Genomic DNA, 23,677 nt, shown 5'->3' on the forward strand with positions numbered 1-23,677 from the left:
CCTATAAAACCTCATCAAAATCTATTAGATAAAATGAAAAAAGCTGGCAGTAAAATATAACCAGCTCTCTTTATAAAATTTTTTCATATTCCTATATATTTCGTCTTGTTACTTCCAGAATGTTCTGAATTCCTAAATCATCCACTCACGTAAGTTTTAAATCCTTCTAATGCATCATCTAGATTCTCAGTAGTCAATGGTTTTACACTTTTTAGTGTGAAACTCCCGTAAGCTAGTATTGCAACTTCCTCAATTACTTCTGCTCTTCGATAAGCATCCTTTAAAGTAGATCCAACAGCTACTACTCCATGATTAGCTAATAAAACACCATTGCTATCCCCTAGCGTATTTACAGCGTTAATTGCTAATTGTTCAGATCCATATGTTGCATACGGAGCTACAGACACCTCTCTACCAATATCAGCGATTGTATAGTGTACTGGCGGAATAGCAATATTGGCACAAGCAAACATTGTAGCATATGTTGAATGAGTATGAACGATTGCTTCTATTGAAATATTATTCTTATAAATAAAACTATGCATCGGTGTTTCAGATGAAGGCTTTCGATGTCCTGAAATGACATTCCCTGTATTAAGATCCACTTCTAAAACATCTTCTTCTGTCATTTCATCATATGGTAGTGCAGATGGAGTAATATACATTCTATCACCGATTCTAGCACTAATATTCCCTGCAGTCCCTACAACTAAACCGCTCTTATCCATCAATTTTGCATAATGTACGATATCTTTTTTAATTTGCATATACCTTTTCACTCCTCAGATTATCATTTATATTATTTATCTTATTTCTATATTCACACCATTTTTGATATAAACTTTGGAGATGGTCATTGGACGATGGTTGGAATACTTTTAAGGTTTCTTTTTCTACATTTCTAATTCCTAATGCATCGTTACAAATAATGACTCCGCCTTGAATGGATGCTTGGCTATATCCTTCTTTTATAATAATTTTCCTCTGCAATAGGTCTGCTAATAGCTGTGGTAAAACACTGCCTTGAAATCCACCACCGCACCCCAACACATAATCTTTATTACTATTTGAAATGGCTAACATGACATCAAAGTTATATTTAATTGAACTTGCGATATCAAATAGAATTCCAAACACAAAATCAGCTGCTGTTAAATCTTGATTAAAAGGGGCATCTAATAAAAAACCTCCTGATGCTAGGGGTAAATTTTTATCAAACACTAAAGTTCCAAACGATGCTATACTAGTAGGTTTTTCTAATTTAAGGACTTCTTTTTCGATCTCAGCGTAATCCTTATCTGGAAAAAACACTTTTTTAAGCCTTTGATAATTTAAACCCGTCACGCCTGCGTTTGTTTCAATAATAAACTCACCCTCATTTACATGCCGGTTTACCCAACATCGTGCCAAGTGGTCGACACTATAACTATCCACTTTTTTTGCAATTGGTGTAGTAGTTCCTGAAACAATAACAATATCATCGAGCTGTGGTGATCCACCTTTAACCGCTAACTGAGTATCCGCTCCGCCAACTATAAATATAGTTTCAGGAGATAAGTTTAATTCGCTCGCTAGTTCGGGATTTATTTTTCCGAGAACGGATCCGCATTTTTGAATTCTTGGTAACCAGGAATAGTTGATACTAAAGATGTCACAGAGCTCTTGAGACCAACATCCTTCTTTGACATCAAATAATAAAGTTTCTGACGCTTGTGAAGGTTCATATACTAGTTCTCCGGTAAATTCATAACCAATCCAATCACTTACACTAGTAAATGCATGAATCCTTTTCCATATTTGCGGCAATCTTTCTTTTACCCCTCTTAACTTTAAGGCTGAAAACACCGTAGTCGGCCAACGCCCTGTTAACCCGTAAACCTTCTTAAAGTCCTTGATTTCACTTTCCCATTCAAGTCCGCGGTTATCTATGTTTGGTAGCCCCAAAATGGATTGTCCCTCTTCATCTATTAAAACGATTCCTTCTCTCTGACTGGTTGATAGTATGGACATGATCCTTACATCAGGCGTTTTTGCTAATACATGTTTGATTAAATTTTTTATTTTATCAAACATCTCTTCAGGTTTAAAGGATTGACTATCCGGGTAGGCCGATTCCCTATAATATTTTGTTTCAATACTTTCTACAGCTAGGACCGTACCTGTAGTAGAAGCAATTCCGACACGAGTGTTTCCAGTTCCTACATCAATTATGAGATAACCTTCTACCATATCGACACACACCACCTTTAGTTACTAGAAACATATAACTCTCTGTTAAAAAGATTTTTAGGCTCTTTATACTTAAACCATTTCTCAAGGTTATCAAGCATAATAGTCGAATGATGACTTTCCACTTCTTCCGTTGCACCAGCAATGTGTGGTGTTGCTAAAACATTCGATAAATGAATGATTTGATAGTCTACTTCTGTAGGAGGTTCATGATCAAATACATCAATAATTGCACCTCTTATCTTATTCGTCTTTAAAACATTCAGTAACTCATTTGTGTCAACTACAGCTGAGCGTGCAGTGTTTACAAATATAGCATCCTGTTTCATACTATTAAGTAAATCACCTGAAATTAATCCCTTCGTTTTTTCATTTACGGGAAGGTGGATAGAAACTATATCACTCGTTTTAAACAACTCTTCCAATGAAACGCTGCTATATTCATTACAAGTTACAAAAGGATCATAGAATTGGATTTCACAAGGAAAATGCTTAATCATATTTGCAATTCTTTGACCTACTGCCCCAAAACCTACAAATCCAACTTTTTTTCCTGCTAGTTCATTCCCTTTAAATTTAATGTAAGCTCCTAATGTTTCTCCCGACCATTTTTCACCTTCTAACCATTCAACACTTGGTACGATATTTCTCATAAAAGAAATAACATTTCCTATAAATAACTCAGCAACAGCTTGCGCATTTCGTGCTGGAGTAGTTAATACTGGAATTCCTTTAGAAGTTGCTGCCTTTACATCTACGTTTACTGGATTTGCCCTACAAACACCAATAAACTTTAACTGCGGACACTCATTTATTACTTTTTGGCTAACCTCATCAACCTCAGTTATTAGTCCGTCTGCAATATGTTCTTTAATTAATGAAATTAACTCATCTTCGTTAAATGCACTACCATGTTCTTTCCAAGAGCAGTATTGAATATCCCCAAACTCAGATTTAAGTTGACTTAAACACTTAGAGTCAAAAGGTGCAGTAACTAATATTTTCATAGTTTCCTCCTTAAAATATTTAGTTGGTTTATTATTTAATCCACAACTTCACTTTGGACATATGTCCAAATTATAATAAATTGTTCATGTATCTATAATTATACATTTATTGGTATTTAATGCAATAAATTATCTACTTTTTTCTGAAAATTCCAACCATTATAGTATTAATGGTTTTGAAACTATCTTTATAGCAACAATATTCATATTTTTAAACTTCGAAAAACACCCTAACATAGAGCAAAAGACCAAGATATAAACATATGTTCAAAATAAAGAGAGTTCTATTACTTAATCTTTTTTTCGATTAGCAGCAAAAGCTAATATTATAAAGATTAATGCACCTCTTGCAACACTTTGCCAATAGAAATCAATGCCTGCCATATTTAATCCGTTCGATACAACCCCAAAAAACAAAACACCTATTAAAGTACCTGGAATATTGGCAAACCCCTGCCGATGTAACGTACTCCCTATGAATACTGCACCAATTGCATCTAATAAATAATAGCGACCGCTTAACGGAACATAAGAAGTCAATACCGAAGATCCTACCATGCCTGCAAGGGCACAAATCACACCGCATAAGACAAAAGCATAAACGGTATAACGATGGACGGGGACACCGGATAATAAAGATGCTTCCTTTTGTGCACCGAGTGCATATAAATGTCTTCCAAATATTGTACGATTTAATAGGAAGTGGGCGATTACAGCCAAGATAAGTGCTAAAACAATAGAAAATTTAAAGTCAATTCTGCCAGCATCAGTAAGAATTAACAATGCACTGCCACGACCTAAATATTTAAAGACTTCATCCATTCCCGGAAAATAGATCGCTTCCCCACCTCTAGTCACAATCTTTTCAACACTTTCCCCAATAAAAAGAGTACCAAGTGTAGCCAAGAATGGTGTGATTTTCACCTTTACAACCAGAAATGCATTAATTAATCCAATAATGGCCCCAGCAATAAGTGCAATAGGTATTGCTAAAAACCATCCCACACCCGCCTTCAAAAGAATAACTGCTACCATTGAACCAATCCCAAATGAAACTGCAATAGATAAATCCATGCCACCGCTGGCAACCACAAAACATAAGCCTATCGCTACAATCGCTAATATTGAGGATTGACTTAAAATATTAGCCCAGTTACTTGCTGTTAAAAAGGCAGGAGATATCGCTGTAAATATACAAATGACTAGTATCAACGCAATCAGTGTGCTGTATCTAGTTAAAACGCTTGCATAATTTATCGAACTATTATTCAATGAAACCTTTCTTACTGCTAACTTGGCCATATTAACTCACTCTCCTTTGCTGTGTCGTTGTAATTGCCACTGCAACGAGTATTAAACTTCCTTTAATCGCATATACCCAATAAGTCGGAACGTTGATTAATGTAAATCCATTTGATAACATGCCAACGAAGATTGCACTCAAAATAGCTCCAGGTATGTTGGGAACTGCAAGTCGGCTAAAGATTGCACTCATAAATCCGACTAACAATATATCTAACAACATAATATCTCCAAGCCCTGGTACACTCCCATTTATTCGCGCAATAACAAGTAAACTTGCTATTGCAGCTGTAAAGGCAGCAATAATATAAGTGGATGAAAGTACAAAACGTACATTAATACCGGCATTTTGTGCTGCTTGCGGATTACCTCCAACAGCATACACCCAATTACCAAATACGGATTTATTAAAAAGGACATAAAATATAATACTTACAACCGCAAAAAACCAAACTTGAATAGGTAAACCTAAAAAACTACTTTTTATAAAATCTAGTACAGGATGTGAAACACCTACAACCTTATTGTCAGTGATTAACAACTCAATTCCTTTTAATAAATACATAATAGCTAAAGTACCTAATAATGGAATAACCTTTAGATTTACTATTGTAAAGGCATTAATGACTCCAATAATAATGCTACATAGAAATGCGATACCAAAAGCTATTAGAAATGAATGTCCTTTTGTAAGTAATACAGATATAATGGCTACGTTAATCGCTAAGTTGTTAGCAAGTGACAGATCCATTCCCCCGCGAATAACATGCGTTCCACCACCTATTAACACAACCGTTATACCTAAAGCGACAATTCCTAAAACACTTGATTGAACTAGAATATTAACTATATTTTGACCTGTTAAAAAAACGGGGGAACTAATGCTAAAGACTAAAATGACAAATATGAATAATATTATCCCTATATATTTAAGTAACGTATTATAATTAAAGGACTTAAGCGTACTCGCTAACTGCGTCATTAATATTCCCCCCCATTATACTTACCATTACTTCATCTGTTGTTGTATTCTTCCCATCAATCTCTTCAATTACTTTCCCACGATACATCACTAGAATCCGATCGCATAAGCCAACTAACTCTTGTATATCTTGAGATATGATTAAAATTCCTGCACCTTGTTCAGCTAGTTGACCTATTAATTTATAAATCTCTGCTTTTGCACTTACATCTACTGCAGCTGTCGGCTGATTTAATATATATAGCTCCGCTTCGCTATTGAGCCATTTGGCCATTACAACTTTTTGCTGATTTCCACCACTTAAATTTCCTAATTCAGTTTCACGGTCAGGAGTTTTAATATTCAAGCTTTCAATTAAACGATCTACTTTCTCTATCTCATTCGAGCGTTTTATCACAACACCTTTGCTTACAGTTTTTAAACTGGCTAATGTTATGTTTTCTCGAACAGACATACTTTGAATAATCCCAAGATGTCTACGATCATCAGGAACATACCCCATTCCGATACCTACTGCATGTTCAGGGTTAATATGATCTAAGACCTTTTCTTTAAAGGTGATCGAACCTTTTATAATGTCAGCATTATCATAGATAGATACCCCTATATCCGAATGACCAGACCCCATTAATCCTGTTATTCCAACAATTTCGTTTTTATGGACATTAAAGGTAACATCCTGAAAATGCTTTTTATGTGTTAATCCCTTTACTTCTAATAATTTTTCTCCACGTTTCCAATTCTTTTCAGGAAACTGTTCACCAATATGTTTTCCAGACATCATAAATACAATATCTTCAATAGTTAACCCATTTGTTTTCGTTGTAGTTACATTTGTACCATTTCTTAAAACTGTTATTCTATCGCAAATATCTAAAATTTCACCAAAGTAATGAGATATATAAATAATTCCGATATTTTTGTTTCGTAATTCTCTAATAATTTTAAATAGTTGATCGGCTTCTCGTTGTGCTAATACTGCAGTTGGCTCATCAAATACAATAACTCTTGGCTCATGTAGCAACGCGCGACAAACCTGCAGCAACTGCTGCTCCCCCACAGTTAACTCCCCTACTAATTTGTTACCTGGTATATTTACCCCTACTTTTTCTCTAAGCATTTGATTTGCTTCCTTTTCTAGTGACTTTCTTCTGAGTAATTTCAAAGGGGTATGCGTTGGTTCAATTCCTAAAAATAAAGTTTCCGCTACTGTTAGATAAGGTACAATATACCTTTCTTGATGAATAAAATGAATTCCTAATCGCTCAACCGATTTAGGAGTTAAACTTTTTTGCACCTTCCCATTAAAAATAACCTCACCAGAATCATGCTGATATATTCCAGCGAGTACTTTCATTAAAGTAGATTTTCCAGCACCATTTTCTCCAACAAGCCCATGAACCTCACCATCACTTAGTTGGAAATTAACATCTTGTAACGCTTTAACTCCCGGGAACTCTTTTCCAACATTCAACATCTCTAAAACATAATCCCTATCCATCCTTCCCTCTCCCTTCTTATATGATGTGACAAAAATTATTCAAATTGAAAATTCGAGAGATAGATCTGTCTCTGTCTCTCGAATTCTTTCATTCTATTACTCTTTAAATAATACTTTCTTTGCTTCTTCAGCATTATTTTTTGTTACAAGAATAGGTTCTACATATACTGAACTTGGTACCTTTTGACCTGCTAAGTGTCTTGCAGCAGCATCAACAACTGCTTGGCCAATATCATATGGATTTTGTGCCATATCGGCAACAAAGGAACTATCTGGACTTGCAACCATTTCAATCGCTGCTGGGTCTCCATCTACACCGTAAACTTTAACATCTGTACGACCTGCTGCATCAACGGCTTGAGCAGCTCCAATACTTGGAATGTCCCACGCTGCCCATATCGCTTTTAGTTCACCTGGGTTTGGATATTTTACTAATAGGTCTTGTACTTTCTTTCTAGCATCCTCAATTGTTCCAGGAATAACATCTTGTAACTCAGGCTCAATGAATTCAATATTCGGATAATCTTTAGCAACATACTTCAACATATCATAACGAATTGCGCAAGCTCTAACTCCATAAAATCCGTTAAATACAGCAATTTTACCTTCGCCACCCATGTCTTCAAATATCTTTCTAGCTAAAGCTTCACCTACAAGATAGTTATCTGAAGTCGAATTCGTAATACTGTATTCACTTACATGGTCAACAGTAAATAAAGGAATACCAGAATCATGGACTTTTTTAAGTACAGGTTTATATACTTCTGTATCACCTAACATTTTAATGATGGCATCTGGCTTTTGTGTTATAAGGTTTTCAATATCCGAAATATGTTTTTGATCATTTCGTTCACCATCCACGGCGATCGCTTTTCCTCCAAGTTCTTCTATACGGTCAAGTTGACCTTGATATGCCTGACGATCGAAATTATGATCAGTCCCAATAACCGCAACCCCAATTGTTTTTCCAGCTAAAGAAGGAACCGGCTCACCATCAACTACACCTTTCAGTCCGGAATCGCTTACATTTTCAGAGGCGGCTGTATTTGTTGCTGTTTCTTGAGTATTAGTTTCAGTCGTTGCAGTATTTTCAGCTGCAGTGTCTTCAACAGCGCTATCCGTTGTTGAAATAGTACAAGCTGTTGTAAACACTAAACTTAATAATAATGAAAGCAAAAGTAACATCCTTAACGCGTTGTTTTTTAACATTTCTTTTCCTCCTTTTATTAATGAACTATTAAACTCATGAAATATTCTAAAAATAGCCCCTCCTCTAAATATGCTTTATATTTGTAAAAATAGTGAACCAACAAAAAATGATTTTAAACATTTGTTCAATACATGATATTTTGCTCACTATGGTAATATTACCAAAATTGATATATTATGGCAATAATAATTTAGAAAATTTAAAATATTTTTAAGGTTGACTTTGATTAATTGGTTTATTTTTACCGGAAATATGGTATTCTTTTATTAGTACATTCTTTTACACTATTAAAATTAAAAGCATTTACTTGTTATTTGAGATCCGAAAAATATTAAACGGGGGAAAAAACACGATGAGCAAAAATAATAATCATGAACAAATGTCTAAAAGAGTTTTTCTTGAAAGAATAGCTAGAATGTACTACATACTTGGATTAACTCAAAAAGAAGTTGCTGAACAAATGAATATAGGAAGATCATCCGTCGCTCGATTTCTAAACGAAGCAAGAGAAGAGGGAATTATACAATTTCACATCCAGTCAAAATCTGAAAAATCTAGAAGAAGTGATTTGGAGAATCTTTTAATTAATAAATTTAAATTAAAAGATGCATTGGTTGTAAAAAAGGATCAAGGATATTCTTTTGAAACAACCGTCGTCAATTATTTAAATAGTATCCTACCTTTTCAAGGATCTTTAGGTTTAGGATTAGGTCATACCATGAATAGCGTTGGACAATTTCTTCATCTGTGCGAATCGCGTCCAAATCTTAATATCATTCAAATGTCTGGAAGCGTGGGAATGAGAGAAAATAACATCCCCTCTACATCTGTCATACAATCATGGGCGCAGTCGATCGATGCAAGGCCTTTCTTTTTGCCTGCACCAGCCATTCTAGATAATAAGGAAACAAGAGATCTCTTTTTAAAAGATGAAAATATTAGAAAAGTAAAACAAGAAATTCTTAACATTGATATTGCAATAATAGGAATTGGCCATGTAGGAGAAGACTCCGCGATTATAAGCTCTGAATTAGTAAGTGGACTTACTGTAGAAGAACTTCAAAAAAACAGTGTTGGAGATGTTAACTTGCACTTTTTTGATCGAAACGGGGAGCTATCCATGCAATGGATTTCAGAGAGAGTCACAGGTGCCTCGCCATTAGATTTAATGAGGATTCCAACTCGTGTAGGTATTGCATACGGAGAAAAAAAAATAAATGCAATTTTAGGAGCACTTCGTGGTAGATTTATAAATGTCTTACTTACAAACGATGAAACTGCTAACTTATTACTTTCAGATGCAGAATAATAACCTCCAGTAACCGCTACATAGGATGATACATTTTTGCTAAATCTGTTGAAACACTTCCTTCCATTTAGAGACGCAGACATGTTTGGTTTAGTGTTTTTGATGGAATCGTGTCCGTTGAGCATTGTAAAATCAAAACATGCTGTTTATGTCAATATGTTTTATGATAGCAAAAGAGCCAAAATATACAGGAATGCATATTTTTGGCTCTTTAAAGTTAAATTAATTCTTGTTGCCCTAAAGCCGAAAATTAACAAGACAATAAAATAACATTTTATAGTAAAATATTAGTATTTTCAAAAGGAGACTCATTCTTATGAATATTTTAATTTTAGGTGCAACAGGACGAGTTGGAAGTCAAATAGTTACTTATGCCCTTCATAACAGGCATCATGTTACTGTATTAGTTCGCACTCCTGGGAAGATGCAAATAAATAATGAAAATTTAGCCATTATTCAAGGGAATGTTTTAAATAAAGCTGATATAGAACGTGCAATGCATGGGATTGATGTAGTTATTAGTGCACTAAATACTGATGGAACAACCACTCTATCAGACAGTATGCCAATAATTATCGAAGCAATGGAAAACGAAGGTATAAAACGAATCATAACTATAGGAACTGCGGGTATTCTTCAAAGTAGAACTACGCCAAATTCTCTGCGTTATCAATCAAGTGAATCAAAGCAGAAGTCTACACGTGCAGCGAAAGAACATCATAAAGTTTACGATATGCTCAAACAATCAACTCTTGAATGGACGATTGTCTGTCCTACGTATTTACCGGATGGAGAAAGAGTAGGCAAATATCGTATTGACCGGAATTTTTTGCCCGCGGGTGGAGTCGAAATATCCGTACCGGATACAGCAGAATTTACATTTAAACAGATAGTAGCAAAAGATTATATAAAATTTCGTGTAGGTATCGCCTACTAAAATATTTTTATACTATTTTCATATTGGATTAACCGTTTGATGAAAAAGAAGGCTTACCACATATTAGAAAAAAACAAACTATGCGGGAACCCCTCTTTCAATTAAATTCCCGACCCTCCACAGTATAAAATATGCCTTTTCACCACTGGAAAGAGAGGACATTACAGGTTACTAATATTACTCACCCAATACTTCTCGCCAGACCTCAGCCAACTCTTCAATAGCTTTCTTTCCATTGCCAGAGTAGGAGGAACCATGCATTGTTGCAAGAGTTTTTGGACATAATTGAGCAAGGTCACGTAAGATTCTATCTGTCTTAGAATTATATGGAATATATCCAGCAAGTGGTCCTTGTTCAAAACCTTTTAGGGTTTCACGGCAACGGTCTATTAAACTTTCTTTAGCCAAAGGTTGAACATCACCATTATGATGGAAGAGATCAGACGTTAATAAAGTCTGGTCACTTTCCTCATAGAACAAACCCGCATCCCATCCATGTGGAACGTGCGGTGTACTTATATAACGCAATCGTTTTTTACCGATGCTGAAAGATTCATTATTTTGGAGCATACGAGCAGGACGAAGTGCAAAATCATTGATATTGACCATCCCTCCCACAAACCCCGTGACAGCTTCTGATTTGGGTGCTAATTCCAACCACTGATTAAGAGAACCGCATTCGTCAGATTCGAAATGACTAAAGCCAATCCATCTTAGTTGGGTTGGGTCAATTAAACGTGAAACAGCATCTCGCATTTCAGGAAAAAAGCCTTTTAATCCAGTTGTAAACAAAAGAGGTTCATCATCTTTTATTAAAAACTGATTAAATTGCATATCAATCTGAGGTACAAAAATAGAAATTCTGTAAATATCAGGAGCAATTTCATCTATTCGTGCCATTCAATATCGTCCCCTTCCATTATTAATCACCAAGCAAAACTTGATGTTTATACAATATATGGGGTGATTTAATATTAAGAATATTAGGACAAATAATTAATCCGTTAAAAGCACGGTTTATTTCTACTTTTCAACAAAACTGCCCGTTGATACAATAGGCAGATTAACCAAGGATAAATATAGTTTATATCCTTTTTTTGATTTATTTACATTGGATTATGAACATACTTCAAAGATCTCTCATGATTTTCTCGCCTACATGAAGAATTTAAAGAATATCATGATTACACACTATAATGATGACCACATTGGTTCTTTATACGATTTCAAGGAAAAGTACCCTTCAGTTACGATCATATCGAATGAAATGGAAGCGAAGTTTATTAGTGGTGAAGTGAAATCAGAGAAATTAGTTCAAGCTGTGGAATGCAAGATCAACTACCAGAGGAAAAAAAGAGTTTGGAAAATGGTTTATACAACAATTGAAAAGTTTAAAAACATGTTTCCGTTGATATAAAAGTCAAGGATGGTCAATGTATACTACATGATAGTTGTAAAATAATTGCAACACCAGGGCCTACTTCAGGCAATATCTCTTTATATTCTCCTGAGTTAAGCAGTGTCATTACTTGTGATGCAGCAGTTCGAGATGGTAATGAATTAGTGGTCGTAAATCCTCATTTTTGTTTAGATATTGCGAAAGCAAATCAGTCTTTGAAAAAAATAAAACGTCTTAAAGCTAAAAATTATCATGGTGGAAAATCAACATTATAATGGGAAACTTTCATTCATTGATCAGCTTTCAAATCTTCCTCTTCATTGAGGTCTGGAACTGGAATTCCCATAAGAATACGCCGCTAACTTAAAAGTGTTGAACTTCGTTTTGTTAGCATGTATTCCAACGAAAGGGCCTACCTACACTTGCCTTCCAATTCTAAACTCAATCCTATCTAAAATCAGAAAACGGTTCTGCTGTTTGCTAAAAAAACAAACAGGAGAACCGTCCCTTTGAATGCTTAATCTCTGTCTCTTGCTTTCTGTGTATCCCTAATATTTTTTTGAACCGTTATAGCTGCAAATAAACTAAGAACAAAGGCCATGCCATAAAATCCTTTTTCACTTAACACAATACTCCCTGCATTGTACAAACCGATTGCCATTAATGATATGGATACAATAAGTGCTAACCAACTAATCCCATAATAAATGCCTGTAACTGGTATTCCCTCTTCTTTGTCCCTTACAGCTTTTTGTAAAGATACCGCCGAATACAGTCCAAATACTAAAATAGCAAAGTAATATCCTTTTTCGTTCAGTTGCATCGTCGCATTAAACAAACCGATCAGGTAACCCGCAACACCTACTAACAGCGCTGCCCAAGAAGCGCCTTTGAAAGCAGAAGTCGGTTCTCCATCTTTTCTTTCTACCTTCATCTTTGTATCATTTGGCTTTCCTTTATCTAATAAAACCTCATTATCATTCGACATTGAATGTTTCACCTCCATCATTTTATCTAAATTGGATGACCGCAGATATATTGCAATACTCTTACCTATCTATTATATAGAAATTCATTACAAAGAATAGATGACTATATTCTTAATTTCAAATTAATATTTCAGAACCACACCATTCCTTGGTAAAAAGGACTTTCATCCTTTACAATCGCAGATAAATCCTCCCCACAAAAATGGGAAACACCTATTTAACTTGCATCATAACATAAGAAAATGGATTTGAGAATATAATGTAGAACTATCATACTAAAGGGGATGACAACATTGTGGAATCCATCAACAACTAGACAGTTTCCCGATGATTATGAAACCAATATGCTTATTGCACCTGAGTCAAAAGCTGCAAAACCTGAGTCTTTAACTGAACAAAAATTTATTGAACGGTCACTAACAGAAAACAAGTTCTGGTTAAGAATAATGAAGGAGCATGCTTTGTTTCTAGGTGAAGGATTTAATCGTAAAGATAAGAATTTAATTCAACAATCAGATAGCTTTTTTTATCATTTTGAACAGCTAGAAAAAAGATCCCATCAAACACCCAAAACAGTTCATGATGTCCGAAGATTAAATGAAGACAGCATTCAATTAGTATATGGATTTAGAAACTTTAAGAGAAATCTTTTAATTCTTATTATCAACTGCAAAGTGACTGGTTTTAATTTCCCATTACTTGTGGACCACATAGCTCGTGAAGCTGAATATTTTATAAGAAGTTTACAAAAGTTCAACCAAGGAATCTTGGACCCCATTCAAGATGCCATAATTAGTGAGAATGTTTTTTGGCTACGAATCATGATGGAACATTCGCGCTTTATTTCTCAACTCATTGACAGTTCTGAACGAAATCTCGTTATTACCGCGAGACAATTTGGCGATGATTTTGAAGTCTTGCTAAATCAAGCTAGAGATGTTGAATCCATGCTTTATAATAAGGAACCAGTATATCCAATTATCGGTAAAATGAATAAAGATAGTGAAAATGCTGCTTCAGAATTAAGAGATTTTAAAAAGGCTGGGTTAGAATTAATTAAATCATGCCAAATAAAAAGCGTTGTTAATCCATTATTGGCAGACCATGTTGTTAGAGAAGCGGAACATTTCTTGTATATGATTCATGTTTTAGAGAATCGGTTAGAGAAGAAACAAAAAGAAAATCCATTGTAAATTAATAGGATAAATGTGTCCAATGCAGCATGTTCAAATTATAAGATATTGGATATGTAGTGTTTTGTATTTTTGCCAAGTTTGTTGAATAAGCCTGCTATGTCATTTTTTCAGCAATACTTTTTAGCTCTTTTGCTCGGTTCATGATAAACCTCGTCATATATTTCTCCAAAAATAACTTGTCAGCAATTAAACCAAAGGGACCAAAAGGTGATGTATACTCAAATGTATCGATCATTAAGGTCCCATCTTTTTCTTGTAAAAACCGATGTGTATGTGTAAAAGAACTAAAAGCTCCTTTTAGCATAATATCTACAAATACAGTGGGCTTTTCCATATGAATAACTTTGGCCGTTAACCTTTGTTTAATACCAAAATGAATAGCTTCCCAAGTAACAGTATCCCCCTCCTTTAATAACCCCTGCGTAACCCCATCCACTGCTCTTTCCTTAGTTTTGGCTGTAGTTTTAGTATGAATATCTACGTTTCTTGCAAGATCAAAGCATATTTCAACAGGCGCTTTAATAAATTGGCTGTGGTTAATAATAGGCATTTTGCATTCTCCTCTAGTAGAACGTATATTCAGCGCATTCTTATAGATGCTTTAACCAATAGGAGTTGCCACTTTGACAACCTTCTGTTCAGCATGTCACCCGTGAGTTCATTATGGTACTATATCTATTTAATTAATCCCTATTACTACCCCATACTTCTGACAATGATAACTGTATTCCCAACTAGGTATGCTTAGTATTATATACCGCCTGTTACTGGAATGGATTCTCCAGTGATAGCAGCTGCTCCTTCTGAAGCTAAGAAAACAGCTGTTTTACCGATTTCTGCTGGCTCGAGTAAACGTTTGATCCATTGTTTACCTAGTATATGGTGGTCTAATGCTTCTTGTATAGTTGTACCATCTTTTTCAGCTAATATTGGTAATTGTTTTTCAATTAATTCCGTACGTACAGGACCTGGTTCAATTGCGTTACAGGTGATGCCTTCAGTAGCATTTTCTAATGCGACAACTTTAGTGAAACCCGTTTGACCTGCTTTAGCTGCACAGTAAGCTGATTTATAAGCATCTGGAATACGTCCATGAGCAGATACGATATTAATAATCCGGCCATATTTTTGAGCTTTCATCGATGGTAAAGAATGCTTAGTCATTAAGAATGTACCTTTTAGGATCACATTCATTAATAAGTCCCATTTTTCTACTGGGAAATCTTCTACTTTAGAAATAAACTGTAAGCCAGCGTTATTTACTACTACGTCTACAGAACCTCGTTCAGCGATTAAAGTGTCGATCGCTGATTTGACCGAAGCTTCGTCTGCTACATTTACTTTGTAAGCCTTAGCGTTGCCTAATTGTTTAGCTGAAGCAACTGCTCCTTCGTCATTTATGTCAAAAACGGCCACGAAATCACCATTATGGATAAACTCTTGTGCAATAGCAAACCCAATTCCTTGTGCTCCTCCTGTTACAATAACTGTCCGTTCTTTCCTCATTTTAATGTTACTCCAATCTTATTTGAAATTGTGAACTATCATATAAAGATACTGTAATTGAACATTTGTTAACTCTGTCAATTCTTTAGTCTTATCCTTCTTAATTTGTTATCAGAAAATTATCCCTTATCTAAATATTTTAATTGATAAAATTAGATATATCAATAATGGTTAATTTAATGAGCAAGTTCCTTCATAAAACAACTAGCTTTTAATTTTCACGATGAACGATGATGCCTGTCTAAAGATACTCAATTTCTAACATACACGAAAAAGCATTCCCTTCTATGCTCGGGAATGCTTCTCTCATTTATATAAAATAACTAATTAATAAGCCTACTGATAATAGGAAACCAAAAATCGTATTGGTCATCGCAGTTGATTTCATAGCAACACGCATATATTGAGGTTCCTTTGCACCCTTTCGGAAACTTTGAATGGCAGCAATTGGCTTTTTCAAACCTAAGAACATCACCAATGCCCAAGGGCTTATATACCCTAGTAAAACAATGGCAACAATCCATAAATACGAAACCACGAAGGCGATTGCTAGAGCTGTCACTGCTTTTTCTCTTCCAAGGAGAATGGCCAACGTTTTTCGTCCACCTTTAATATCTTCATCGATATCACGGATATTATTTGACATGTTAATGGCCCCTACTAAAATACCAATTGGAATCGAAATTAAAATACTTTCAACTGTAATCGTATCCGTTTGGATAAAGAAAGCAATCAATACAAAACATGTTCCCATTAACAATCCTGAAAATAATTCTCCAAATGGCGTATAAGCAATTGGTAATGGACCGCCTGTATACAAATAGCCAACCGCCATTCCAATAATACCAATTACAACTAACCACCAGCTGCTAGTCATGCAAATATACACACCGATCAATGCTGCTATAATATATAATAAAATTGCGACATTCAAAACATTTTTTGGTTTCAAACCATGACGGACGATTCCGCCACCAATCCCGACAGAATCAGCAGTATCCAGTCCACGTTTAAAATCATAATATTCATTAAATAAATTCGTTGCAATTTGCAAAGCTAAACATGCAAGCATCATCGCAATGAATAATAGCCAATTAATCTCGCCCTCATGAAGTGCAGCCACTGTCCCTAAGATTACAGGAGCAAACGTCGCCGTTAATGTATGCGGGCGCGTCATTTTCCACATTAATTTCGCGGCACTTATATCCTTTTTATTCTCCATAGCTCAACTTCCCCACATTTTTAGTATTAAATCATAGGAAGAATTCTTTTTATCTAGTTCCTCCTATACAAACATATATTATATCAAATATATACATAATTTCTATTCCAATTTTTATAAAAGCCAGAGGGACAGGTCGAGACCACTGAAAAAGTGCCCCTTTTTTAGACTAAAAAATCCCCAATCAAAGCTATATTTTTGAAAGTGGGGATTTTATCCATTTTATTGAAATAAATTAAAATTATTTGTCTAGGAAAGGTATTTTTAGAGGATAGTATTTTCGCTATCCTCTTTAAATTAACCGCTAACGCAGTTAATTTTGCTTGTAAGGCCATGCTTTTTTGACCGTACCCCCTGGCACGATCTAGCCCGTGAAAGTTTTTCATTTCCCCGTTTTTCCATTCCTGACATGCCCTGTTTTTATATTTCTCTTTGAACTCATCCGTTTTTTGTTCCTGGCTGTATCCATAAAATTCTGGGGTATTAATGCCGACTTCCAATATTCTTCCAACTGTAGTTCCTTTAATACATTGGTCCCTGAGGGGACAATTTCTACATTGCTCTTTTTCAAAATAATATCGGAGCTTTTGTTTTCCGCTTTTTCGTATACTGAGAGCTCTTTTAACAGTTTGGTTTCCCTCAACACAGAACCATTCATCTGAATCTTTGTTATAACTAAATAAATCCTCGTTAATTTTGTAAGCCATTTCACTTACTGGTATGTATGCCTTAGCTCCTATTTCCCTTATTTTGTCTAATATGTGTTTTCTAAAATAGGCTTTATCACCATATAATTCTTCTATTGTTACACCACATCTCTTTGTTAACTCTAGTAACTCTTCAAACTTATCTCCATCCACATAAGCACCATGATCCACATTAAGCGCTGTGATAATACGATCTTTCGTTGTGATCATAAATTCAATTTTGTACCCAAAAAAGTGGGAGGTTTTGCTTTTATGTCCCACTCTAGCGTCCTGGTCTACGATAGAACGAACCCCTTTTTGTTCCAAAAATTTAGGGTCCTCTAGTATTTCTTTCGCATTATCAAGTAACCCCTTAATTTGGGGGTTATTTTCAACTTCTATATGTTTTTCAACTTTTGTGATCGTTTCTTCGAGATAAGATTTCATGACTGCCTTGGCTTCTTTATGATCTTCTATTTCTTTATAGTTTGGAATTTCTTGATTCATTTCCTCTGGCAATTCGCCGCATTCTTTCTCTACGGTCTTAAAGATTTTATTTGCCATACGTTTCATGACTCTTTCTGCAGTACATTTAAATGTATTTGCCTCTGAGTGGGTTGAATCAATACTGATTCCAGAACCCTGCAGGGTTCCACTTTCAACACATTGTTTTACGATTTCAGCAATGATTTCATCGACCGTAAAATTTCCTTCTAATTTATTTTTACGAAATTTGGTTAAAAGGCTCGGATGGGGAAGTTCATCTTCTGGATTGATGTCTAGAAAATACATGTAAGCTAGATTTAATGAAGCATTTTCAATGACTTGTTCGTCGGAAAGATTATAGAGATATTGTAGTACTAATAGTTTAACCATTAGCTCCGGTTCTCTTGCCGGTCTACCATAATACTTACAATAAGTTTTTTCAAGTGTTGCATTGATAAAACTGAAATCTACCTCGTCTTTAAGTAACTTCAGCGTATGATTGTTTGGAATTTTATTGTATAATACAGAATAGATGCTTAATTGCATATCCTTGTCTTTAAGCATGAGAAAATCCTCCTTTTTATTGGTGAATTGTGTTGTGGTGATTCAATTATACCAAATAAAGGGGGATTTTCTTTTTATTTTGTTTCGATTTTTGAATTTTCCATTATTTAGGATATGTTTTTCAGTGGTCTCGGACAGGTCCTCTGACTCCTTCACGGGGACGGTTCTCCTGCTCGTAAACGTTTCTAAACAGGAGAGAGTCCATTTGCTAGCTTACTTATTAATTAAGGTATCTGAAATTGTGTGATCTTTTTTGCTCCAAGGTGTACCTAAAATTGGAAGGGCCCACCGGTCTAATCCATACCAACCAGCTACCTTCCAAGCCAACACTAACCATGTTGCCAAAATAAATAGAAGTGGATTCGTACTTAAGGTTCCGGCAAATAAAAAGCTGACATTCATCAACGAACCAAAAAATGCAGCAATCCCTGTTAATAAACCTAATATTAAACCTAATCCAACCAGGACTTCCCCATAAGCTACTAAATAGCCGAATATGCCTGCATTGGGTAGTACAATCTGTTCTAGAAACGTAGCGTACCAACCTGTGACATCTTTTCCTTCCTCAGCTTTTGCCAAAGCTCCTTTTACGAAGCCCCGTACCGCTCCGCCTGCATTGACTCCTGTCCAATTGGCATCTGTAATTTTATGCCAGCCTGCATTAATCCAAGCATACCCCACATATAAGCGGATAATAAGCCAGATAAGAGCTGAGCGGGTATTACTAAATAAAAATAACGACAATTGATTTTCTGGAATATGAATTGAGTTACTTTTCATCAAAGAACCCCTTTTTATGGTTGTTTTGGAATTTACTTCCGGTAAATTTCTCCTGATCAATTGTCATTATATGATTGAAACCAAGAAAAACTACAGCGTTAAATAAATTTTGATTCATCCTTTGCGTGATAGCATTCAATGAGCTCATGTTTTCATTAAGCTTTGAAATCGCCTGTTTTATTTGATTAGATTGATTTATATATTCAACACATACATCCCCGCTTCATCAACTAATTCACTAGATTTTAACAAGCTCATTAAGCTTATTTTTGAGATCCATTTCAGTATAAAAAAAGTTTAGCGGTCTTGTATTTTTGATTTTCTAAATCAATTCATTTCTGTTAACTTTGTCAAATGGTAATCGGATAAAATGAGGCATCCAGCAATCTGCCGCTTCCTTCCCTACTGCATGCCCATTCTTACAGTATATATTAAACTCTGAAGAATCAGGGCCGCAGCATCCAGGCGCTGACTCTTTCTTTACATCAAAATAAAGGCTGCCAATCGGTATTATTACTTCATTTTCACTGATCTCGGTATCCCCGCCCCATGGCAACAGGTTCGCTCGAATCAACTCATGACCATACACATAGTTCCGATTAGTTATTAATGGTTCCTTTTCCTTAAGTGAAAGCTCACTTAAATTTCCGAGATGACCTAAAAGCTTTGTTACGGGCCATCCACACTCCTTACACACAAAAGCCGAGCAATAGCTATCGATCGTGCGCCATGATGAATCATAATGAGAAACACTTTTCGTATAAATCTTCATGAACTCATTGACCATATTCTCTGCCATTTTCTTCACTTGCTGCATATAAACCGCTACATTCCGCTGATCGTAAAAACCCTGTTGTTTCCTTTTAGCTATTGAAATGATTTGTACTTCTTTATGATCTATCACATTAAATACATTACCCGTTCGATTTGCTTTTAAAAATTGTTCAATGTACTCTAGCTCAGAGATCTGAGATTCTTTAAGTAAATTATTAAAGGTTCTCATTTCAACCGCACTTTGTTTATAGGCACATGAACTAGCTATATCAATACTACTCTGTAACATTTCCATCATCCCACAAAATTCACTAATAAATATATGGATATTCTCTTTATTAAGCTGACTTTCAAGCTCAATCGCTTGATTAAAATGATAATTCGCACATTTTATTTTAAATTCAATCGTTCCGATTACATCCCTCATAAAGTCTCCTTATCTAATAGGTTTTACATTCATAAGACGAAACACAAATTAGAAATGTTTCATTTACTTTTAATAATAAAATAGAAGGAAGGTTCTGCTATCTATCCCTAAATTTAAAATTTTGAAAACAGAATCACCTTTTTTTATTAATTGCAGGCCATTATCCGCTTTTATTATAGTCACAGGACCTCTGTGACATAGACAAATCCCTCTGTACCCAATTTCTTAGTCTTTCAAAATAAAAAAACGGCTCTCCCGCTTAAAAAACAAGCAGGAGAACCGTCCCCATGATTGATCAACCAGTGTTTCGCAGGCCTGCTGCGACTCCACTGATAGTTAATAGTACTTCAGTTAATAAATCATCTTTATTTTCATCCGATTCACGCAATTCTTTTATCAATTCCACTTGTAGGAAATTGAGGGGATCCACATATGGATTTCGAAGGTGAACAGATTCTTTAATATTCGGTGTATGATCTAACAGCTCTTGGTTATCTGAAATCGCCAATAACAGCTCTTTTGTCGTATTGTATTCATCCGTGATATTTTTAAAAATCCGCTCTCCCATTTGTTGATCCTCAACCAGTTTTATATATTCCTTCGCAGTTTGTAGGTCTGCTTTCATTAGCGCCATCTGTAGATTATTAATGGTTGATTGGAAAAATGGCCATTCATTATACATGCTTTGTAAAAGGTTCAAATTCTCTTCACTTTTTGAAACAAAAGCTTTTAATCCAGAACCCGCAGCATACCATGCCGGGATCATTTGGCGACACTGTGTCCATGCAAATACCCATGGAATGGCACGTAAATTTTCAAATTGATTGCTATTTTTCCGTTTCATTGGACGAGAGCCGATATTTAACTCAGCTAATTCACCTAAAGGTGTGGCCTGATTAAAGTATGTTAAAAAGTCTGGATCTTCAAACACGAATGACTGATACTTTCTAAGCGCATGTATTGAGACGTCTTCCATAGCTTGTTCCCAAGCTGCTTCCCTAAAATGATTCTCTTCTGATGTTTTCGATACATGTGCTGCGGCTTCTAATAATGTTGAAGCAGCCTGCTCTAGACTTCGATAGGCGATATCTTCTAATAAATAACGTGAAGATAACACTTCACCTTGTTCAGTAATTTTCACGCCATCTCCTAATGTTTCTGCTGGCTGTGATAAAATACTGCGATTTAAAGGACCACCGCCACGTCCTAATGAACCACCGCGACCATGGAAGAATTTTAATCTTATGCTGTATTCTTTGGCCATATCGTGAATTTCTTGCTGTGCCTTATACAGTCTCCAGTTCGCAGTTAGAGTTCCTCCGTCCTTACTTCCATCTGAATACCCTAACATAATTTCTTGATGATTGCCCCGTTGCGCAAGATGGGCACGATACACATCCATCGTAAATAATGTCCTCATGATGTCTGGTCCAGCCAGTAAGTCATCAATGGTTTCAAGTAATGGCGCAACTGTTATTCCGCTTTCAACCCGGCCATCAGCATGTTTGCGATAGATACCTGCCTCTTTTGCTAGCACAAGTACTTCCAATAAATCACTTGCTGATTGCGTCATACTTACTAGGTAAACTTCGATAGCACGGCTGCCAAATTCTTCATGTGCTTTTTTTATCATTTTAAAGACGTTAATGATATTTTGAGTTTCTTTCGAATAATCTTGTTCGAATAATAGCAGCGGTCTTGGGTCGTTTAACACATTTTCCAGTACCTTTAGTTTTTCTTCTTCAGGTAGAGCTGAATAGTTCGCTGTAATATTAACTACTTTTAAAATTTCTGCAATCGCGGCTTCATGCTCGCCACTATGATTCCGAATATCTAAAGTAGCTAAATGGAACCCAAATAATTGTACTTGTCGAATTAATTTATGCAATGTTTTCAGCTTGTGTTGTGCAGGTTGGTGACGGTCGGCACTTTCTTTTATTAATAATAAGTCATGTAACAGCTCTTGGGCTGATTTATATCCTATCCCTGTAGATGCGCCAATTTCACGTAACCGTTTAAGGATGATGGCAAATTTCCGACGGTATACTTCCGTTTCAACAGGCCATGTCTCTTCTTCAGCCAAGTATAGTGTTTCGTCTCTTTCTACGGTTCTTACAAGTTCTTCACTTATCGTTACACGTGACGATGACTGACTAAAACGTCTCATTAAATCAACTATACCCTCATCATATTTCTTAATAGCTAGCTGTCGATGAAGTTCAAGTGTTTCCCAAGTAACTTCAGGTGTTACATATGGATTTCCATCACGATCTCCGCCAATCCAGGAACCGAATCTGAGGAAGTTTGGAACATTCCATTTTGTTGTTGGGTAATGCTTTTCTAGTTGATATTGTAATTCTTGGTGAATTTCAGGCAATACATTAAATAAGGTTTGATCAAAATAATATAAACCATTTTTAACTTCATCGAGCACAGTTGGTTTACGTTCTCTTAATTCATCCGTTTGCCACAGTGAAGTAATTTCATTGAACAAGCTTTCATCTAATTTCTCTTGTTCTTTCTTAGTTAAAACTGCACGATCGAATTCCTGTAAGATTTTTGAAATTCGTTTTTGTGTTTCAAGAATGGAACGCTTTGTTGCCTCTGTAGGATGTGCTGTAATCACTAATTCAAGTGACAAATCTCCTAAAATACGTTGAATCACTTCTTCTGAAATGCTATTTTCTTTAAGAGTAAGAACCGCATTTTCTAGGGAAAATGGTTGAACAACACCACCTACTTGCAGCTGATACTGACGTCTGCGGCGGATTCGATGGTTTTGTTCAGCAATATTAACAAGGTGGAAATAAATTGAGAACGCGCGAATTACTTGTTGGCGCATCGGAGGTTTTAAATTTCGAATTTCGTCTTTTAATGCTTGGTATGATTGATCATTGTAATTTTTTCTTAATTCAATCGTCGTTTTACGTATCGATTCCACTTTGTTTAAAAGTGAAATACCACCATGATGTACTAGTATTTCTCCTAGCATATTGCCAAGCTTTTTAACATCATTACGCAAGTGGGTACCTGTCTCTTCTACTTTTAACATAGCAACAACTCCTTTTATATGTAGGCCTATAGGGACGTTTTTTGTCCATGCAGGACGTAAAATGTCCCTGATAAATAAAAATCTGACTACTATACTATGACATTTTTTATATTATCGTA

The 23,677-nt window shown here is 35.5% G+C and carries 18 protein-coding genes and 2 pseudogenes; 4 read left to right on the top strand and 16 right to left on the bottom strand.

Going from position 1 to position 23,677, the window contains the following annotated elements; genetic code table 11:
* Nucleotides 1–137 precede the first annotated feature (137 nt).
* The 7 genes from C1724_RS08325 to C1724_RS08355 form a co-directional block, all read right to left on the bottom strand.
* On the bottom strand, nucleotides 138–767 hold the full coding sequence (locus tag C1724_RS08325; protein ID WP_102346214.1) for a class II aldolase/adducin family protein: 630 nt from the start codon (nucleotides 765–767) through the stop codon (nucleotides 138–140).
* Complete coding sequence (locus C1724_RS08330; RefSeq protein ID WP_102346215.1) at nucleotides 757–2,229, bottom strand: FGGY-family carbohydrate kinase; 1,473 nt, start codon at nucleotides 2,227–2,229, stop codon at nucleotides 757–759. The genes C1724_RS08325 and C1724_RS08330 overlap by 11 nt, the downstream gene beginning before the upstream one ends.
* 17 nt (nucleotides 2,230–2,246) lie before the next feature.
* Nucleotides 2,247–3,236 carry a 2-hydroxyacid dehydrogenase gene (locus C1724_RS08335; RefSeq protein WP_102346216.1) on the bottom strand — a complete coding sequence of 330 codons (990 nt, stop codon included), beginning with the start codon at nucleotides 3,234–3,236 and terminating at the stop codon, nucleotides 2,247–2,249.
* A 291-nt stretch (nucleotides 3,237–3,527) separates the two neighbouring features.
* The gene (locus C1724_RS08340; RefSeq protein ID WP_102346217.1) at nucleotides 3,528–4,538 is read right to left on the bottom strand and encodes an ABC transporter permease; all 1,011 of its coding nucleotides are present in this window, start codon (nucleotides 4,536–4,538) and stop codon (nucleotides 3,528–3,530) included.
* A 1-nt stretch (nucleotide 4,539) separates the two neighbouring features.
* Nucleotides 4,540–5,520, bottom strand: coding sequence for an ABC transporter permease (locus C1724_RS08345; RefSeq protein ID WP_102346218.1), 981 nt, complete (start codon nucleotides 5,518–5,520; stop codon nucleotides 4,540–4,542).
* Nucleotides 5,495–7,021: a sugar ABC transporter ATP-binding protein gene (locus C1724_RS08350; RefSeq protein ID WP_102346219.1), complete on the bottom strand. Its 1,527-nt coding sequence runs from the start codon at nucleotides 7,019–7,021 to the stop codon at nucleotides 5,495–5,497. Before C1724_RS08350 ends, C1724_RS08345 begins: the two co-directional genes overlap by 26 nt.
* A gap of 96 nt (nucleotides 7,022–7,117) precedes the next feature.
* The gene (locus C1724_RS08355; protein WP_102346220.1) at nucleotides 7,118–8,230 is read right to left on the bottom strand and encodes a sugar ABC transporter substrate-binding protein; all 1,113 of its coding nucleotides are present in this window, start codon (nucleotides 8,228–8,230) and stop codon (nucleotides 7,118–7,120) included.
* Between the two features lie 353 nt (nucleotides 8,231–8,583).
* Between C1724_RS08355 and C1724_RS08360 the strand changes: the two genes are divergently transcribed.
* Together C1724_RS08360 and C1724_RS08370 are read left to right on the top strand one after the other, a co-directional pair.
* Nucleotides 8,584–9,540, top strand: coding sequence for a sugar-binding transcriptional regulator (locus C1724_RS08360; RefSeq protein ID WP_102346221.1), 957 nt, complete (start codon nucleotides 8,584–8,586; stop codon nucleotides 9,538–9,540).
* A 316-nt stretch (nucleotides 9,541–9,856) separates the two neighbouring features.
* Nucleotides 9,857–10,477, top strand: a complete 621-nt coding sequence (locus C1724_RS08370; RefSeq protein WP_102346223.1) for an NAD(P)-dependent oxidoreductase — start codon at nucleotides 9,857–9,859, stop codon at nucleotides 10,475–10,477.
* Nucleotides 10,478–10,654: 177 nt separating this feature from the next.
* Here the strand turns inward: C1724_RS08370 and C1724_RS08375 are convergent, their stop codons facing one another.
* Complete coding sequence (locus tag C1724_RS08375) at nucleotides 10,655–11,377, bottom strand: MBL fold metallo-hydrolase (protein ID WP_102346224.1); 723 nt, start codon at nucleotides 11,375–11,377, stop codon at nucleotides 10,655–10,657.
* A gap of 259 nt (nucleotides 11,378–11,636) precedes the next feature.
* On the opposite strand from C1724_RS08375, the pseudogene C1724_RS08380 reads away from it, so the two are divergent.
* Nucleotides 11,637–12,151 (top strand): annotated as a pseudogene (locus C1724_RS08380) (MBL fold metallo-hydrolase); the annotation flags it as partial.
* 242 nt (nucleotides 12,152–12,393) lie between these two features.
* Here the strand turns inward: C1724_RS08380 and yiaA are convergent.
* Nucleotides 12,394–12,864, bottom strand: a complete 471-nt coding sequence (gene yiaA / locus C1724_RS08385; protein WP_102346225.1) for an inner membrane protein YiaA — start codon at nucleotides 12,862–12,864, stop codon at nucleotides 12,394–12,396.
* A gap of 285 nt (nucleotides 12,865–13,149) precedes the next feature.
* Here yiaA and C1724_RS08390 point away from each other — a divergent pair, with 285 nt between their 5' ends.
* Complete coding sequence (locus C1724_RS08390; protein ID WP_102346226.1) at nucleotides 13,150–14,058, top strand: DUF2935 domain-containing protein; 909 nt, start codon at nucleotides 13,150–13,152, stop codon at nucleotides 14,056–14,058.
* Between the two features lie 97 nt (nucleotides 14,059–14,155).
* On the opposite strand, the gene C1724_RS08395 is transcribed toward C1724_RS08390, so the two are convergent.
* From C1724_RS08395 to ppc, 7 genes and pseudogenes are all read right to left on the bottom strand, one after another.
* Entirely contained in the window at nucleotides 14,156–14,611 is a 456-nt protein-coding gene (locus C1724_RS08395; RefSeq protein ID WP_102346227.1) for an SRPBCC family protein, read from the bottom strand.
* A 200-nt stretch (nucleotides 14,612–14,811) separates the two neighbouring features.
* The gene (locus C1724_RS08400; RefSeq protein ID WP_102346228.1) at nucleotides 14,812–15,567 is read right to left on the bottom strand and encodes a 3-hydroxybutyrate dehydrogenase; all 756 of its coding nucleotides are present in this window, start codon (nucleotides 15,565–15,567) and stop codon (nucleotides 14,812–14,814) included.
* 310 nt (nucleotides 15,568–15,877) lie between these two features.
* On the bottom strand, nucleotides 15,878–16,789 hold the full coding sequence (locus C1724_RS08405) for a 1,4-dihydroxy-2-naphthoate polyprenyltransferase (RefSeq protein WP_102346229.1): 912 nt from the start codon (nucleotides 16,787–16,789) through the stop codon (nucleotides 15,878–15,880).
* A 257-nt stretch (nucleotides 16,790–17,046) separates the two neighbouring features.
* A pseudogene (locus C1724_RS08410) lies at nucleotides 17,047–18,525 on the bottom strand (IS1182 family transposase); the annotation flags it as partial.
* 213 nt (nucleotides 18,526–18,738) lie between these two features.
* Complete coding sequence (locus C1724_RS08415) at nucleotides 18,739–19,305, bottom strand: DoxX family membrane protein (protein WP_102346231.1); 567 nt, start codon at nucleotides 19,303–19,305, stop codon at nucleotides 18,739–18,741.
* Between the two features lie 322 nt (nucleotides 19,306–19,627).
* Nucleotides 19,628–20,506: a hypothetical protein gene (locus tag C1724_RS08420; protein WP_102346232.1), complete on the bottom strand. Its 879-nt coding sequence runs from the start codon at nucleotides 20,504–20,506 to the stop codon at nucleotides 19,628–19,630.
* 295 nt (nucleotides 20,507–20,801) lie between these two features.
* Nucleotides 20,802–23,558: a phosphoenolpyruvate carboxylase gene (gene ppc / locus C1724_RS08425; protein WP_102346233.1), complete on the bottom strand. Its 2,757-nt coding sequence runs from the start codon at nucleotides 23,556–23,558 to the stop codon at nucleotides 20,802–20,804.
* Nucleotides 23,559–23,677: the final 119 nt, after the last annotated feature.

Source organism: Bacillus sp. Marseille-P3661, from assembly GCF_900240995.1.
Taxonomy (GTDB): Bacteria; Bacillota; Bacilli; order Bacillales; family Bacillaceae_J; genus OESV01.

Coding starts and splice junctions, on each gene's coding strand:
- C1724_RS08325 (WP_102346214.1), bottom strand. CDS start 767: ATGCAAATTAAAAAAGATATCGTACATTATGCAAAATTGATGGATAAG.
- C1724_RS08330 (WP_102346215.1), bottom strand. CDS start 2,229: ATGGTAGAAGGTTATCTCATAATTGATGTAGGAACTGGAAACACTCGT.
- C1724_RS08335 (WP_102346216.1), bottom strand. CDS start 3,236: ATGAAAATATTAGTTACTGCACCTTTTGACTCTAAGTGTTTAAGTCAA.
- C1724_RS08340 (WP_102346217.1), bottom strand. CDS start 4,538: ATGGCCAAGTTAGCAGTAAGAAAGGTTTCATTGAATAATAGTTCGATA.
- C1724_RS08345 (WP_102346218.1), bottom strand. CDS start 5,520: ATGACGCAGTTAGCGAGTACGCTTAAGTCCTTTAATTATAATACGTTA.
- C1724_RS08350 (WP_102346219.1), bottom strand. CDS start 7,021: ATGGATAGGGATTATGTTTTAGAGATGTTGAATGTTGGAAAAGAGTTC.
- C1724_RS08355 (WP_102346220.1), bottom strand. CDS start 8,230: ATGTTAAAAAACAACGCGTTAAGGATGTTACTTTTGCTTTCATTATTA.
- C1724_RS08360 (WP_102346221.1), top strand. CDS start 8,584: ATGAGCAAAAATAATAATCATGAACAAATGTCTAAAAGAGTTTTTCTT.
- C1724_RS08370 (WP_102346223.1), top strand. CDS start 9,857: ATGAATATTTTAATTTTAGGTGCAACAGGACGAGTTGGAAGTCAAATA.
- C1724_RS08375 (WP_102346224.1), bottom strand. CDS start 11,377: ATGGCACGAATAGATGAAATTGCTCCTGATATTTACAGAATTTCTATT.
- yiaA (WP_102346225.1), bottom strand. CDS start 12,864: ATGTCGAATGATAATGAGGTTTTATTAGATAAAGGAAAGCCAAATGAT.
- C1724_RS08390 (WP_102346226.1), top strand. CDS start 13,150: ATGACAACATTGTGGAATCCATCAACAACTAGACAGTTTCCCGATGAT.
- C1724_RS08395 (WP_102346227.1), bottom strand. CDS start 14,611: ATGCCTATTATTAACCACAGCCAATTTATTAAAGCGCCTGTTGAAATA.
- C1724_RS08400 (WP_102346228.1), bottom strand. CDS start 15,567: ATGAGGAAAGAACGGACAGTTATTGTAACAGGAGGAGCACAAGGAATT.
- C1724_RS08405 (WP_102346229.1), bottom strand. CDS start 16,789: ATGGAGAATAAAAAGGATATAAGTGCCGCGAAATTAATGTGGAAAATG.
- C1724_RS08415 (WP_102346231.1), bottom strand. CDS start 19,305: ATGAAAAGTAACTCAATTCATATTCCAGAAAATCAATTGTCGTTATTT.
- C1724_RS08420 (WP_102346232.1), bottom strand. CDS start 20,506: ATGAGGGATGTAATCGGAACGATTGAATTTAAAATAAAATGTGCGAAT.
- ppc (WP_102346233.1), bottom strand. CDS start 23,558: ATGTTAAAAGTAGAAGAGACAGGTACCCACTTGCGTAATGATGTTAAA.